16 protein-coding genes and 2 pseudogenes are annotated in these 13,915 nt (G+C 56.4%); 1 reads left to right on the forward strand and 17 read right to left on the reverse strand.

The window, feature by feature from the left end; translation table 11 throughout:
* Positions 1-78: 78 nt before the first annotated feature.
* A complete protein-coding gene (locus H9L05_RS21855; protein WP_187734581.1) occupies positions 79-432 on the reverse strand; it encodes a hypothetical protein in 354 nt (117 codons plus the stop codon).
* A 145-nt stretch (positions 433-577) separates the two neighbouring features.
* Positions 578-1,234 (reverse strand): ParA family protein, encoded by a 657-nt coding sequence (locus tag H9L05_RS21860; RefSeq protein WP_187734582.1) that lies wholly within the window; start codon positions 1,232-1,234, stop codon positions 578-580.
* Between the two features lie 676 nt (positions 1,235-1,910).
* Here H9L05_RS21860 and H9L05_RS21865 point away from each other — a divergent pair.
* Complete coding sequence (locus H9L05_RS21865; protein WP_187734583.1) at positions 1,911-2,099, forward strand: hypothetical protein; 189 nt, start codon at positions 1,911-1,913, stop codon at positions 2,097-2,099.
* A gap of 88 nt (positions 2,100-2,187) precedes the next feature.
* On the opposite strand, the gene H9L05_RS25495 is transcribed toward H9L05_RS21865, so the two are convergent.
* The 15 genes and pseudogenes from H9L05_RS25495 to H9L05_RS21935 all read right to left on the reverse strand — a co-directional run bounded on the left by H9L05_RS25495 (position 2,188) and on the right by H9L05_RS21935 (position 13,684).
* Positions 2,188-2,319, reverse strand: a complete 132-nt coding sequence (locus H9L05_RS25495; protein ID WP_262891931.1) for a hypothetical protein — start codon at positions 2,317-2,319, stop codon at positions 2,188-2,190.
* 252 nt (positions 2,320-2,571) lie between these two features.
* Positions 2,572-3,492, reverse strand: coding sequence for a conjugative transposon protein TraN (gene traN / locus H9L05_RS21870; RefSeq protein WP_187734584.1), 921 nt, complete (start codon positions 3,490-3,492; stop codon positions 2,572-2,574).
* Positions 3,492-4,715 carry a conjugative transposon protein TraM gene (gene traM, locus H9L05_RS21875; RefSeq protein ID WP_187734585.1) on the reverse strand — a complete coding sequence of 408 codons (1,224 nt, stop codon included), beginning with the start codon at positions 4,713-4,715 and terminating at the stop codon, positions 3,492-3,494. The genes traN and traM overlap by 1 nt, the downstream gene beginning before the upstream one ends.
* 19 nt (positions 4,716-4,734) lie before the next feature.
* Complete coding sequence (gene traK / locus H9L05_RS21880) at positions 4,735-5,352, reverse strand: conjugative transposon protein TraK (protein WP_187734586.1); 618 nt, start codon at positions 5,350-5,352, stop codon at positions 4,735-4,737.
* A gap of 164 nt (positions 5,353-5,516) precedes the next feature.
* A complete protein-coding gene (gene traJ, locus H9L05_RS21885) occupies positions 5,517-6,287 on the reverse strand; it encodes a conjugative transposon protein TraJ (RefSeq protein ID WP_262892730.1) in 771 nt (256 codons plus the stop codon).
* Positions 6,277-6,447: a hypothetical protein gene (locus H9L05_RS24460; RefSeq protein WP_223285038.1), complete on the reverse strand. Its 171-nt coding sequence runs from the start codon at positions 6,445-6,447 to the stop codon at positions 6,277-6,279. Before H9L05_RS24460 ends, traJ begins: the two co-directional genes overlap by 11 nt.
* 8 nt (positions 6,448-6,455) lie before the next feature.
* Entirely contained in the window at positions 6,456-7,025 is a 570-nt protein-coding gene (locus tag H9L05_RS21890; RefSeq protein ID WP_187734587.1) for a hypothetical protein, read from the reverse strand.
* Between the two features lie 85 nt (positions 7,026-7,110).
* Positions 7,111-7,764 (reverse strand): hypothetical protein, encoded by a 654-nt coding sequence (locus tag H9L05_RS21895; protein ID WP_187734588.1) that lies wholly within the window; start codon positions 7,762-7,764, stop codon positions 7,111-7,113.
* Between the two features lie 39 nt (positions 7,765-7,803).
* On the reverse strand, positions 7,804-8,010 hold the full coding sequence (locus H9L05_RS21900; RefSeq protein WP_187734589.1) for a hypothetical protein: 207 nt from the start codon (positions 8,008-8,010) through the stop codon (positions 7,804-7,806).
* Positions 8,011-8,404: 394 nt separating this feature from the next.
* Positions 8,405-10,872 (reverse strand): annotated as a pseudogene (locus H9L05_RS21905) (TraG family conjugative transposon ATPase).
* A pseudogene (locus H9L05_RS27110) lies at positions 10,869-11,188 on the reverse strand (DUF4133 domain-containing protein). Before H9L05_RS27110 ends, H9L05_RS21905 begins: the two co-directional pseudogenes overlap by 4 nt.
* A 4-nt stretch (positions 11,189-11,192) precedes the next feature.
* Positions 11,193-11,537, reverse strand: a complete 345-nt coding sequence (locus tag H9L05_RS21920) for a DUF4134 domain-containing protein (RefSeq protein ID WP_187734592.1) — start codon at positions 11,535-11,537, stop codon at positions 11,193-11,195.
* 66 nt (positions 11,538-11,603) lie between these two features.
* On the reverse strand, positions 11,604-12,329 hold the full coding sequence (locus H9L05_RS21925; RefSeq protein ID WP_187734593.1) for a hypothetical protein: 726 nt from the start codon (positions 12,327-12,329) through the stop codon (positions 11,604-11,606).
* 108 nt (positions 12,330-12,437) lie between these two features.
* On the reverse strand, positions 12,438-12,911 hold the full coding sequence (locus H9L05_RS21930) for a DUF3408 domain-containing protein (RefSeq protein ID WP_187734594.1): 474 nt from the start codon (positions 12,909-12,911) through the stop codon (positions 12,438-12,440).
* A 5-nt stretch (positions 12,912-12,916) separates the two neighbouring features.
* Entirely contained in the window at positions 12,917-13,684 is a 768-nt protein-coding gene (locus tag H9L05_RS21935; protein WP_188548833.1) for a ParA family protein, read from the reverse strand.
* Positions 13,685-13,915 lie beyond the last annotated feature (231 nt).

The following is a 13,915-nucleotide window of genomic DNA, read 5'->3' on the forward strand; positions in this document are numbered from 1 at the left end:
AATAAGGTGAGCTTTGAATAGTATAAAAAAGTATATTGCGCGTGAATTTTTAACGCATTTTATTACTTTTTAATACTATTATTGCTGAAGTTTTTTGCTGGTTTTTAGTAACTTATCCAATACTTTTTCCGGGAGTTCTTTCTGCGATTCCGGCAGCTTCAGCAGATACTCCTGCCACGCAATGTCCGCATGCTCGCGCATCTCGCCAAAGCCAGACACCCAGAATTCCGCCTGCTTGATCTGCATGTAGGTGGACCGCTTGATATGCACGGTAAAGGAAACCCAAGGATCCTGCTCTTTCTCCCCTTCGCCCGCCAACGCTGGCGCTGGGTCTAGCACTGGTTCTGGGGCTGGTGTTGGTTCTTCGGGCTGCAGGCTTCGCAACTTCTCATTTACGGACAGCAAATTGCTGCCGAATTTGGGCTTGTTCATAGTCGGGAGAGAATTTCAGTAGTGAGCGAGAAGTAATCGCGGGCCCCGTTGCTGCTGGGCGCGTAGTCATACACACTTTCCTTTTGAATTTGTGCTTCCGCTAGGGAGACGTTTTCCCGAATCGATGTTTGCATCAACAGCTTCCCTAGTTCAGGGTGTTGCTGCATGACGCCCACCATGTCATGGTGAAGCTTTTTGCGATAGGTAGGCGAGTATTTGGTGAAAAAAACGCCCCCAAGATGAGCTTAGGGTTTACCCGCTTGCGGATCATCGTGCAGGTTTCCAGCAGCGTGGCGAGTCCTTCAAAGGAATAATATTCCGGTTGCGTAGGAATGAAGACCGCATTGCTGGCGGTAAGCGCAGCATGCGTCAGGGTGTACAGATTAGGGGGGGTATCTATCAAACAGTAGTCGATACCCTCCACTGATTCCAGCACCTCTCGCAGCACAAAGTCGCTTCCCGGCTGTCCGGCTAGATCACGCTCCAAATCATGGAGCTTGGGCATGGAAGAAACTAGGTACAGCCCTGCTCCTACCTGCTGCACCACTTGGTCTAAACTGCTTTGACCAGTCAGCAAGTGCCCTAGGTGCTTATCATGGGTGGTCGAGAAAGACATGGAGAGATTGCACTGCGCGTCACAATCCAGCAGCAGCACTTGCTTGCCCTGACTCGCTAAGCACTGGGCAACAGCCAGGGTCGAGGTCGTCTTACCTACCCCCCTTTGTGGTTGGCAAAGGAAATAATTTGCATAGTGAATTTTTGGAATACCCGTAATACTACGGATTACTGTAATAGTTACCAAAGCTATGATTCTCTACATACTAATAACTCTTGTTATTCTCAGAATTCTGAGAATAACAAGAGTTATTAGTATGTAGAGAATCATTATAACTCTGAATAATATGACTATTAATAAAGTTATGAGAATGCAGCTAATTATGGTAATAAGAGTAATTATATCGGCGATAGCTTAGGGATCGGGTCAACATAATAGCCGCAGGGAAGCCACACATTTTACATAAGCTTCAAACTAACTATTAATAGATGAGTTAGTTATATGAGTTTCGTTGTTTGCGAAGCGGTTTTTTGTGCCTTTGTTGACTATTAGATTTCATTCTCCGCCAATGTAGGTTTTCGTTCACCCATTGCTAAAAGTAGGAGAGAAGGAGGGTAAGAATAGAACCACAACAACCGCTGGCAACGCGAATAGCCAATAGCTTTTAGGTGATTTTAAGGGTGGGCAATCAACCCGCACCAGTGAAATTGCGCGCAGCAATTACCCTTTTCGTACGCGTAGTTCTCCGGGCAATAAAGTAGAAGTAGATCATGCGGCGGAAGGCCGCGCCACAGCGCAAGGATTTATGTTCATCATAGGGTGTCGTCGAACAGCCTGGAATAGGGGAAATAGGCCTGCACCCTGGGGCGCAGCTCTCGCTGCTTATCTTGTCACCCGAAATGACAACTAACCCGGTACCAGCATGGATGCGGACGAGCGCGCCTTTATGGAAGAAATGCTGGACAATGCCGAGCTGCTCGACTGCGCAAGCTGTGCCGATACCACCCTGCACACCCACGAGGAAGTGCTCAGTAAATCGGAAACCGTAACGGAACTACGGATGCGGTGCACCCGGTGCATGAGCTGCCGCACGTGGCTGAAGAGCAGCTAGCACCGTGGAGGTAGTAGTACAGCATCGAAAAAGCCCCAATGCGCTGTGCATTAGGGCTTCTGTATACAGTAGATGCACAATTACATCGCTATTCTTTGTCTTTACGACGGCCGATCTGGTAGCCAAAAACCTGCTGCAGGATAGCACACCCCAAGTAGCTCAGCACGAACGAGCCGGCTGTGATAGCGGCAAAAACAAAGGGGTCGAAGGTGGAGAGCATGGGCCGTTAGTTGTATTCCTCCTCTTCGTCGTAGTGACGCCGCGGGGAATAGCTTTGCTCATGAAACTAAAAAAGGCCACAATAAGGCTCATGTTCACCGCGAACTGCCCCAGCTGGGACCGTATGGGCTGTAGAGGAAAATGGCCAGGGCGAGGAAAAACAGAAACTTTCTCATCGGTGCCAGTAGAGAAGGTAGCGATACCTAAACATACGCATTTGGCGGCAGATGGTCGCACGTAGTACCGAGCAAGGCTACCGCGTGGCCACCGTTGCTGGCGAGGCGGGGAGCACCCGCGCCCGCAGGATATCCTGATTCGTAATCGTGAGCGACAAGTGCCGCCCGCCCCCTTTCTCGAATAGCTCCACGATCAGCACCTTGTCGTCGGGAATGGTGAACTTGGGCACCACGTACACCCGCTCCAGTTGCCTGGTACCCGGTATCCCGCTCAGCTGACTATTGTACACGTAACGCGGGGCTAACTCCGATTCCTGCATGGCCGTGCGCTTCACTTGTTTCTTGTCGCGCACGGTGAATTTGAGGAAGTCGATATCGTAGCCGATGTTTGACTTGTTCAGCATCGATAACTGGAAGTAGAACAGATCATCGGCGGTATACAGCCCGTGCAAGCTGAGCATCATATCATCTTTGGCCATGCGGCGCCGGCGCAGCGTCCGCTTTTTGCCGCTCACTTCGGCCGCCGTCGCTTCCACGGAATGGCGAGGAGCCGACGCCTGGCTGGCCAGGCCCACGGCCGCCCCACCGGCGCCATTGCCTGCCGCCCCCGCGAAGTTGAGATTGATAATCTTCGGGTCCTTCTCGTAGTCGACTAGGAAGGAGTAGAGCTTCCCATCCGAGGTGAGCACGGTCATGTTGGTCTGGGCGAAGCCGGCCGCGTTAGCTTTGACCTTGACGATGTTTTCCGCCCCCTGGGCCTTATCGGCAATGATGCTCCCACTGCCCAGATCCACGTAGGTCACGGCCGTGGGGAAGATCAGGTGGGTGGTTTTCTGGAAACCCACGCCCAGGTGATAGGAGGCAATCAGGTGCTCGGATTCAATGGCCAGGTACATCAGCGGCTTTAGCGGGGCTACGCTAGGTTTTTGCTGGGCTACGGCCAGGGTAGACGAGCCGAGAAGAGCGAACAGGGCGAGGGATAAAAGGGACTTTCTCATTAGTGAAGCAGGAGTTTATAGTTCGCTTTCAGGTTGATTTTGACCAGCCGGATCTTGCGGCTGGATAATGCTTTGCCCGTTTGAATGGCAATACCCGCGGCTTGCGCGCCCAGGCTGGGGGACATGGTCAGCAGATCGGCGCTGCTGGCGCCCGCCGCCAGGCCTTGCTTGGCCATATCCCGGTCCACGGATCCAGGAATGCTGAGCCCCTCCCCGCCGTCCAGATCGTAGGCTGACAGGCTCACGGGCACCACGCTGTTCTCGTATTGAATCGAGCTCACCTGGATGGTCAGGCGCTGGCCACTGAGCTGGCAGACGCCATATACCACGGTGTTTTGCGGAATCACGCGGCCTTCGAGCTGCACATCCGAGAGTAGCCGCAGCTTCACGGTTTGCCCCGGCACGACCACCTGATCCGAATGCACGACAGCCGGCACGGCATTGACCGTGGCCACTGCGCTAGGGCGAGCACTGCTGCCCCCCAGGCTATGGAAGCTGTTGCCCTGGGTCGCGGACTGCGGAGTGTTATCTAATCGGTTGACGACCGAGACCGGGGCGGCCGCTACAACGGACGGCTGGGGCTTGGATTTACTGGGGGCAGCCTTGGCAGCCGGCGCGGCGGCCGGCGTGTTAAGGGCCTGTAAGCGCTGCTCGTATTCGCGCTTGAGCTGCTCCAGCTCACGTACGCTTTGCTCTAGCTGCTCATCCCGCGGGCTGGCTGGAGCATAGCTGGCGGCGCCAACCGAGCGCGAAGGTTCCGCCGTACGCTGCGTGTAGGAAGTGTACCCTGCTTCGTGGGCGGTTTGTTGCTGCAAGTGTTGCATGCGGCTGTGCACGGCCGTCACGTTCGGGTCGTGGTTCGGATCGTAGCGTCGGGCGGACTGACCCGGTTCTACGGCGTAGTTCAGCCCATCCGGGGAGGCAGCGGCCGCCGCTATTTCCTCTACTGGGGCGAAGGTCAGGTTGTTGCGGTGGAAGCTATCCGTCGGGGCTTTCGCGGCCGCTAGCTTATCCTCGAACAAGCTGCTAGGGCCAGCCGAGGGCAGCGACAGGTTGAGGCCACTGTCCCCTGATCCCGCTTCAGCAGCGGCAGAAGGCACGCCCTGGCCCCCGCCACCCAGGTAGAAGAGCGCGACCAGGCAGACAAGGCTGGGTACGGGGATAAAAAGCAGCAAGCGCCGCTTTTGAAGAAAGGCTTGCGTGGGTTTTGGAGGGGTTGTCATAGAGCGGTAGGGTAGGGGTTTAGCGGCGCTCGGTGCGCAGGTCGATGTTTTCCACGGCCCGCCAGCGTTCCATCAGAAAGCCGTGCGGATTATTCGCCGAGCGCGAGACGTCGCGCAGGTAACACTCCGAGACGAAGCGGCGGGTGGTCACGGTCGAGGCGCGGATGATGCGCTGCTGGGCGTAGCAGCGGACGTAGTAGGGGTAGACACTGGTTTGCAGGGCCACGCTATCGACGCGGATATCCTGGCTGATATTGGCCTGGATCAGGTTATTGTAGTAGCTGCTCTCCCGCAGGTTAGCGTAGGCGCGCTGGGCGCTCGCGTCGGCCAGGAACAGCGCCTGCTTGACGTTATACTCGATGGCCTTGGGGTCGGGGTCGAGGGTGAAAAAGAGCTCGTGGAAGCGCTTGACGTGGTCTTTGGCTTCGACGGGGCGGTTGTCTTTGACATTATGAGAAACGGCGGCCAGCAGGGAGCCCTGGTCGAGCACGTAGATGCGGCCTTGGGCTTCAAGGGCCGTTTGGCGGGCCGCGTAGATGGCGTAGGCCGACACGGAGAAGCAGAGCAGCATGAACAGCAAAGCCAGCGTCTTGGTCTGCTGGTAGGCCGAATCAATATTCTTCAGGGAGCGGAACATAGTCGTAGAGGCTAAGGGTGGTTAGGCATTCGTGTTTTTATAACCCGTGGAATTGGCCACTGAGGGAGCAGTAGGGACCGTGCCCATGGCCCGCCCGACGGCTGCGGCTCGCCCAGCCACCTGGCCGGAGGTTGCTCCGGCGATGCTACCCCCAACACTGGCGATCATACCGCCCCCCGCGTGGCAAAGCGGGTAATATTGGTCATGCCACTGGCGGCCACAATCCAGTTGGCTACCGAGGGCACGGTGAGGTAGCCGCAAATGGCAATCACCAGGAAAATCATGTAGCCGTAATCCGCCTTCTCCAGATCGCCCCCGCTCTGAAGGCGGGCAATATCCGAGTTGAGCATCATCACCTGAATCTTGGCCGTGATGGCCCCAAAGATGTTGGCCACGGGCAGCCACAGAAAAGTATTGATGTAGCGCGAAAACCAGTTGGTCAGCGTACCCTCAAAGCCGGGCCAGATGGCGAAGCCGAAGCTGATCGGGCCGATGATGGATAGGATAATCAGAAAGAAGGTGCGTATGGTGTTGATGATGAGCGCCGCCGAATCATGGAGAAGCTCCAAGGCGTTGCGCATCCACTCGCGGAAGTTCTTCTGCACATCGTAGGATAAGCGGTCGAAGTAGAGCGCCGCCTTGCCGCCAAAGTCCAACACCTCCTTGGCCCCCAGTTCCTTCTCGAAGGCCTCATCGGAGGCATACGCCGCATTCTCGGGGTGGGCGGCGAGCAGCGCTTCCTTTCGCTCCTGCAACTGGATGATGCTTTGGTTCTGCCCCCGCACCACCGCATTGGTGGCCGAAGAAATGCCACCCAGTACCCCGTTGAGCGCGCCCAGCATCGTCGGGAAAAACGTAATTACGAGACCAATAGCGAAGGGCCGCAGCAGGGGAAAAACGTCGATGGGCTCGGCCTCCGCGATACTACGCCACACTTTGCTGGCAATGTACACCAGGGCCCCAAGCCCCCAGTGCCCGGCCCACGTTGATCAGGTCGGCGCACAGGGGCAGCATTTCATTGTACAGGTTGTCGAGCAGCTGGTTGAGTGATTCAACTGGTATGGATACCTGGAGCAGGATAGAGAGCAGATACATAACCATTGTTAGTTGGGGAGCCCGTAGAGCTTCTTGAGTACTTGCGTGTCTTTGGCCGCACGACTTTGCTGGGCAGCAATAGCCTGATTGCGGGCCGTGAAATAGGAAACCAGCTGATACTGGTGGACTACCTTATCCGAGAGCTTGTTGATGAACTTCAGGCGCTGGGCATCCGTCATCTTCGCCGCGTCGGGGGTAAGAATGACGGTCAGATCGTCGAGCAGGGCCACGTTCTCGCTCATGAGCACAGTATATCCCCGCGCCATGCCCTGCACCTGGGCCGGCGTCAGATAGGGGTTCTGCCGCAGCTGGGTCATATTCTGCGTGTAGAGCGTCAGAATACGCTCCTGATAGGACCAGATTGTTTGCACGCGCTGATAGTCGCGCACCACCGAATTGATCTTCAGTAACCCGTCGTACCATTCCTCGTGCATGGCGGCCGTCTGATCCGTGAGCTGCTTGATGACGGCCTGGGTGCTGGTGCCTTTCTTGACGATGGTATTCCCAATACCCCGCAGGGTGGTGATAAACCCTTGATGAGTCGCCTGCTTAGTGGCCTGCTTTTCGGCAATGGGCATGGTGACCACGAACTGCGCCTGCGCCGGCCGCGTGAGTAGGGTCAGGCCCCCAAGGCCAGAAGCGTAAAGAGCTTTCTCATGCTGCTTAGTTGGCCAGGCCGTAAAGTTGTTTGAGGATCTGCCGATCCTGCTGGGCCTGGCCCTGCTGCATCGAGATAGCCAGGTTGCGGCGGGTGAAGTAGCTGACCAGCTCATACTGGTGGGTCACCTTGTCGTCAAGGGCATCAATCAGTTCCAGACGTTCCGCGTCAGTCATCTTGGCCTGGAGAGGAGAGACAATGGCCGTCAGCTCATCCAGGTAGCCGGCCGATTCCTGAATCAAGGTGGTATAGCCGCGGACCATGCCGGCTACCTGCGCCGGGGTCAGGTTCGGATCTGCCTTGAAACGCCCGATGTAGTTGGAGTAGATGGTGATGATGGCCGCCTGCCGCTCGAAGATGTGCTGCACCCGCCGGTAGGTGCGCACCGTCTGGCTGACCTGCAGCAAGCCATCGTACCACTGCTTAGCCAGTAGCATGTTCTTTTCGGTAAAGCCTTTGGTCAGCACCTGCTCCACCACGCCGTTGTTGACGAGCGTATTCGCTCTCGTGCTCAAGGCTTTAAGGGTGGCTTGAAGGCCCGTCTGGATGAAGTTGGTACCCTCCAGAATGGGGGCCGATACGACGGCCTGGGCGTGCGCGGCGGGCGTGCCCAACAGGCAAAGCGCGGCCACGCACAGCAGTATCTGTGTCTTTTTCATACCCTGACTAGTGTTAGAAACTGTGTAGGTTAGAGTCGATTAGTAGTGCCCGAACTCTTGCATCATCAGGCGCTTCGTCGTCGCCTGGCGCTCCTTTTGGGCAATCGTGTTGGCTGTCCTTTTCGTGTAGTACCGCACCAAGGCCAGGTGCCGGGTCTGCTTGTCGGCCAGTTCCGATACGTACTTCAGTTGGTCGGCTTCGCTCATCGTGGTTTTGCTGGTGGCCAGGGCCGAGAGCTCCTGCACCCGGGCCGCGCTTTCTTCCGAAAGTTGTTTGTACTTAGCCCGAATGCCTTCTGCCTGTTCGGGGTCAGGATCTTATTAGCCGTTAGCTTGGGCTCCTGCGTAGCGACCTCCTGCAGGATGGCTGCATGCGTCTGATAGATAGTCTCCGTCTTGGGATTAAGCTTGATCAGATTGGGTACATCACTTTGGTACCAGGTATGCACCTCCTTGACGTAGCTGGTATTCGTGGTGCCCAGGGTCTGCTGAATGGAGGCGACAACGCGGGCCTCGGCTTCCTTCGAGGCGGCATCTTGCCCGCAGCTAGGGAATAACAGTAGGCTGGATAGAGCGATCAGATAGGTTGCTTTCATAAGGGGTGGGTTATAAAATGGCGTACTTTTTCGGACCGTTGGTTTTAGCCGGCCTCGCGCAGCTCCTGGGCAGTAGACCGGATAGCCGAGGGCATGTCCAAACCAGAGTCAACCTTTTGGAAGAGGCGCATTTTCTCAGTTTCCTCCGTCGTATAGGTCACATACTCCTCGAGCGATACTTCCACCCCGTACACTTTCGAGACGCGCCCGCCCAGGCTGATAAACACTTCCTTGTACTTGGCGCCCGGCCGGTTGTCGAGGTTGATGCTCAGCACCTGGGCCTTTTCCTTCTCGGTCAGGCCCATCAGTTGTTGAATGTCATCAAAGCGGTTGAGAAACTTGCGCTGGTCGAGCAGAATCTTACAGTCCGAATTGTTGAGGATGGTGTCCTTCACAATCGGGTTGCCGATAATATCATCGACCTCCTGGGTCACCACGATGGCCTCGCCGAAGAACTTGCGGACGGTCTTGAACAGGTACTTGATGTACTCGGCCATGCCCGCTTTGGCAATGGCTTTCCACGCTTCCTCGATCAGGATCATCTTACGCACCCCCTTGAGCTGTCGCATCTTAGCCAGGAACGTATCCATGATGATGAGCGTCACCACCGGAAACAGGATCGGATGGTCCTTGATGTTATCCAACTCGAAGACGATGAAGCTTTCCTGAATTAGGTTTAGGTCCTTGTCCGAGTTGAGCAGGTAATCGTATTCCCCACCACGGTAGAAGGGCCGCAGCACGTAGAGGAAGTTATCGAGGTCGAAGTCCTTTTCGCGCACCTTCTCGGTGGCCAGGTAGGCTTTGAATTCCTGCTGCAGGAATTCGTAAAACGTGTTGAAGCTGGCCCGTACGCGGGGCGTGGTGCTCAGCAGAAGGTAGTAGTGGGTGAGGGCGGTGGAGAGCGAAACATACTCCGACTGACTCACCCGCTCATCCTCCCGCTTCCAGAGCGTGACGAGCAGCGTTTTCAGGCTCTCGCGCTTTTCCACGTCGGGCTTGCCCACGACATAAAAGGGGTTGAAGCTGATCGGGTTGTGTTCCTCGTAGGTGAAGTAGACCCCCTTCTTCAGTTCACATAGTCCCTTGTAAGAATTGCCGGTATCGACCAAGAGCACATGGGTGCCCTGCTCGTGGTACTGGCGCACCAGGCCGTTGGTGAAGAACGACTTGCCCGAGCCCGAGGGGCCCAGCACGAACTTGTTGCGGTTGGTGATCAGGCCCGTTTTCATGGGGGCATCCGACAAGTCCACGTGCACGGGCTTCCCACTGATGCGGTCCGAGAGCTTGATGCCGAAGGGGCTGGGGAGCTGCGGTAGTTGGTTTCCACGTTCCACAAGCAGCAGGCTTGCTCGGCAAACGTGTAGAAGGTCTCCTCGCTGGGGAAGTCCCCGGCGTTACCCGGAATGCCGGCCCAGAACAGGGCGCCGATATCGACCGTGTTTTCGCGCGGCTTGCAGTTCATCTGGGCAATGGCCGAGCTGGTCAGGTCGCGCAACTGCTTCGGGTCCCCTTCCTGCTCGCACCATACCAGCACATTGGCGTGGGCCCGCACGGAGAGCTTTTGTTCCGACACCGCCTGGTTCAGGTACAAGTCATAAAACTCCTTGTGGATGGCATTCTGGCGCGAATACAGCGCGAGCGCGTTGAGGTTGTCGCGCTTCTTCTCGAAGGTCTTCAGCGTCTTGTGGTGATCATCGACAAACAGGTACTGGTTGTAAATGTGATTGCAGCCCAGCAGCAGCCCGACCGGCGCGGCAAAGCCCACGGCAAAGGGGGTGCGGTCGGTGCTGAGCTTCTCGTACCGCACATCCGTTTCCAGGTGCTGGGGCAAATCATCCAGGTTGCCCAGCGAGTAGCACTGACAAACCTTGCTGCCCACGTGTAGGCCCTCACTGAAGTCGAGATCGACCAGGGGTGCCACGTCGCGCAGATCCAGCGCGAGATACTTTTCCAGCAGGCCGGTGGTGGTTTCCGTACCGCAAAGGTCCGCATCCGTCAGCTGGGTAAACGAGATACCGGCGTCCGCTAGCAGACGCACGAACTGGCTAACGGCGTTGAAGAAGGTGGTCAGCCGCTTCTCCTCCATCATTTCTTTGGGGACGATTTTCGACCGCGAGAGCAGGGTGGAGAGGCTATTCCAGTTTTCCCGGCCGCTGGCCGTTTTAGTCAGGAACAGAAAGCAGGTGTGATGGAGGAAGGGTCGCTCGAAAAAGTGCCGCTCGTAGGAACGGGACAGGAGCGAGCGTTCCTCCCCAAAGCCCGGAGCATACTGGTCCTCGACAAACCAATCCTGCTTGTGCACGACCGTATGGAGGGGCAGCAAGCGAATAGCCTTCACGAATACGGCGTGCAGTGCCTCGTACTCACTCGGTGAGAGCGTAAAGATTTCGGGTAGCTCCAGCCGGTAGGCCACCGTGACGTCGGCGTTCTTGCTGATCAGGCAGCCCGATTCTACTTTGTAGATGGGCTGCTTCTGCTCCAGCGTCGCCGAGGGAAGCAGGAGATGGCTCATGGGCGCGATAACTCTTTAAAATGGCGCGGGTTGCGATTCACAATGCGCAGGGGCTGCCGGCTTTTGGCCTGCTGCTTCATGGCCCCGTGCTCGCCGTACCGGGCACTCAGGGCAAACACCCGGGTTACCCACGCAAACCCGCCCCCATGGCCAGGGGCAGGGTCAGGTAAGAGCTCAGGCCGGCCACGTGCAGGGCAATGAAGCCCAGAAACACGCCGCCGAGCCCGCCGAGCAGCAGTAAAATGTAGCGGCTGCCCACCAGGCCCTTGAATTCGACGGGCTTGTTGACGCCCTTATTCAGCGGGTAGTGGCCCATGGCCCTATAAGAAGAAGGCGCGCAGCACCGTGGCCACCACCACCAGGAAGATGCAGCTGCCGAACCAGGAGGTGGCCACCTTCTGCGTGTCCTGGTCGCCCGAGTTCCACTTGCTGAACACCTTGACGGCGCCCACCAGGCCTACCACGGCGCCGATGGCGTAGATCAACGTCGTAGCAGGCTCAAAGTAGCTCGTGACCTGGGCCGTGGCTTCCTGGATACCGGCCGCCCCATTGCCCTGGGCGAGCGAGCTGGTAGCCATGGCCAGGACGAGCAGCGCGGTACCGAGCGCCTGGACCTTCGCAAGGAGAGAACGGCGGGATTGAAAGAGGGAGGGTTTGGTAATCATGGTGGTAAGAGTAGAGGGTGAAATGAGGGAAAGAAAAGACGAACAAGGCTACTAAAAACGTTAGTTCTAAGCGGGCTCCGCCACCTCGATATAGGTTGCAGCGGTAAGTTGCTGGGCGCTCTTTTTACTCCGTTGGTAGAAAGCTTCGAGGACCTGGGTGCCCGCCAGCGCGGGTACTTCCTTCGTCAGCTGCTGCTGGGTGACCTCTCCGGCCGCGGCGCGCTCAAAAACGTTGTTGAGCTGGCTCACACTGACCGTAAAATTCTCTTCAAACACTTCCACCGTCCCTTGCACTCCCACTGGCAAGGGAGGGGCTAAATCGTCCGATTCGGCTTCTGCAAGATTAATGGAATTTCTAATAATAGAATTTTCTTTATTGCCATAATCATTTCCTTGATTTTGCTGGGGCTCTTCGTCGGTTGCTTCGTTGATCTCTTGTTGAGCTTCATCTTCGGCCTGGTCGGGAGCCAAAGCCGACACCTTCACCACGGTTTCTTCTCCCAACTCTTCGCCTGGCTCATCGGTGACCGCTTCCGTAGCTGGTGGGGCCTCTTCGTTGGCGGGAGCGAGGTCAGCGGGAGTGGGAAGCACGACGGCCGCTTTCGGAAGTAAGGGCCCCCGGTTGAGCAGCGAGGCAGGGGGCGTAGGCAACGCCTGGGCGCCGGCTGCTTTGTCCTTTTGGCCCGTGAACAGGTCTAGTACTTCTGCCCGGTAATAGACCAGTGCCACGTACGCGTAGTACACGACGAGCAGGACGGCCATTGTCCCGAAGAACTGGGACCACGTGATCATTTTAAACATAGCGGTAGCGATATAGAATAAATAGGGGCAAAGCGGTGGCTAGCACCCCTGTTTTAGGGGTATGTAAATCAGTAACTTAAGCAATAGGTCAGGGGGAGGTTAGATCAGCAGGCGCTTCCTATTCTTCTTTTCCTGCTCCGCCAGGAAGGCGCGAATGTCCGGACCAAAGGTTTCAAAGTGGTGAGTGATGATATTGGCGAGCAAATCAGCCAGCGGGATATTATCGCTGGCCTGGCTGATCGCGCTCAGGGTGCGATGAGCATCCTCGGTGATATACACCGCCTTATTCTTCTTCTCGCGGCCCCGATAAAGAAAGCTTTCGGGGTAGTCAGCCCGGCCGGCTTGCTCAGCCGGGGGCAGCTCTTTTCTCCCCTTTCGTTCTGCCTCTTCCGGGCGCTCCACCTTCAGGCTGGAGGCAGCAGGGGCTATTTCAGGGGCACTGTCGGGCGCGGGTAGAGCTTGCATAGCAGGTTCGGACTCGGGAGCGGAATCGGTTTCAGGCGCGGCGGGTTGACGGTGGCGGGCAAACGAACTGACAAAGGCGTTCACGTCGGGGGCAGCAGACTTGGCCATAGAAGTTAAAAATTAACGGGCCTTGCTTGCCTCGGTGCTAGGGTAGCCTTTGCCGGGGCTTCGGCGGCAAAGATGATCTGCGCCATTTCCTGAATCAGACCGCTGATACCCAAGTGCATAAACTCCTTGGACAAGGGGAACATAGTCGAGCGCATGCCCTCCTTTTTATAGTTAACGCTTTGCTCCAGACGGGTAGTCAGGAAGGGAATATTCTGCTGGGCAAACAGCTCTTCCGTGCGCCGGTAGAACTCCTGCTTCTCGCTCTTCACGTGCTTGTTCCAGAAGGCATAGTATTGCTTCAGCCGGCTGCCGGGCTGGCCCTTAGCGAAGGCCTCCAGGGCCGCGGCAAAGGGCAGAGTGGCCTCGACACTCAACACGTCGGCTTCCAGGGGCATGAACACGTAGTCCAGCTGCTGCCACAGCTCCACCAAGCCCGGCACGTTGATGGTGCCCGGCGTGTCGATGAATACCAGGTCGAATTGCCCCTCCATTTCCTTTGCCACGTCCAGGGCCTCAAGTACCTGACAGCCCACGATAGGGTACGCCTGAATACCCAGGGCCTGAAAATCAGTAGCTTTCGTCGGATTGGCCTGCAGTTGGGCTAGCTCTTTCTCGCGTAGCCCCTCCAGGGAATGCTGCGGATAGTCGCAGTCAATGACGGCTACTTTCTCCTTCCCCAGGAAGTGAAAGAGGGAGGCGGCCAGGATGTTGACCGTTGTTTTGCCCACACCCCCCTTCTGGGATGAGATCGATATGAACTTGGTCGTGCTCATTGTAGACAAGGAAGAGTAGGGGGAGAAGGGACGCGACAACCGGCAGCACTTAGCGAAGAAAGCATGTAATTCCTTCGCTGTTTACAAATTTATAATTGTAGTTGAATAAACCAACAAATATTTATTTAAAATTGTAAAAAACGATTTTATAGTATATTCGATTTGTTGGTTTTGGAAATAGTTGCGCAGCTATAGGCATAGGATGCTAGTGGGTTAAATCACTAGGTAGAT

The sequence above is a fragment of the Hymenobacter qilianensis genome (assembly GCF_014489555.1).
Classification (GTDB): domain Bacteria; phylum Bacteroidota; class Bacteroidia; order Cytophagales; family Hymenobacteraceae; genus Hymenobacter; species Hymenobacter qilianensis.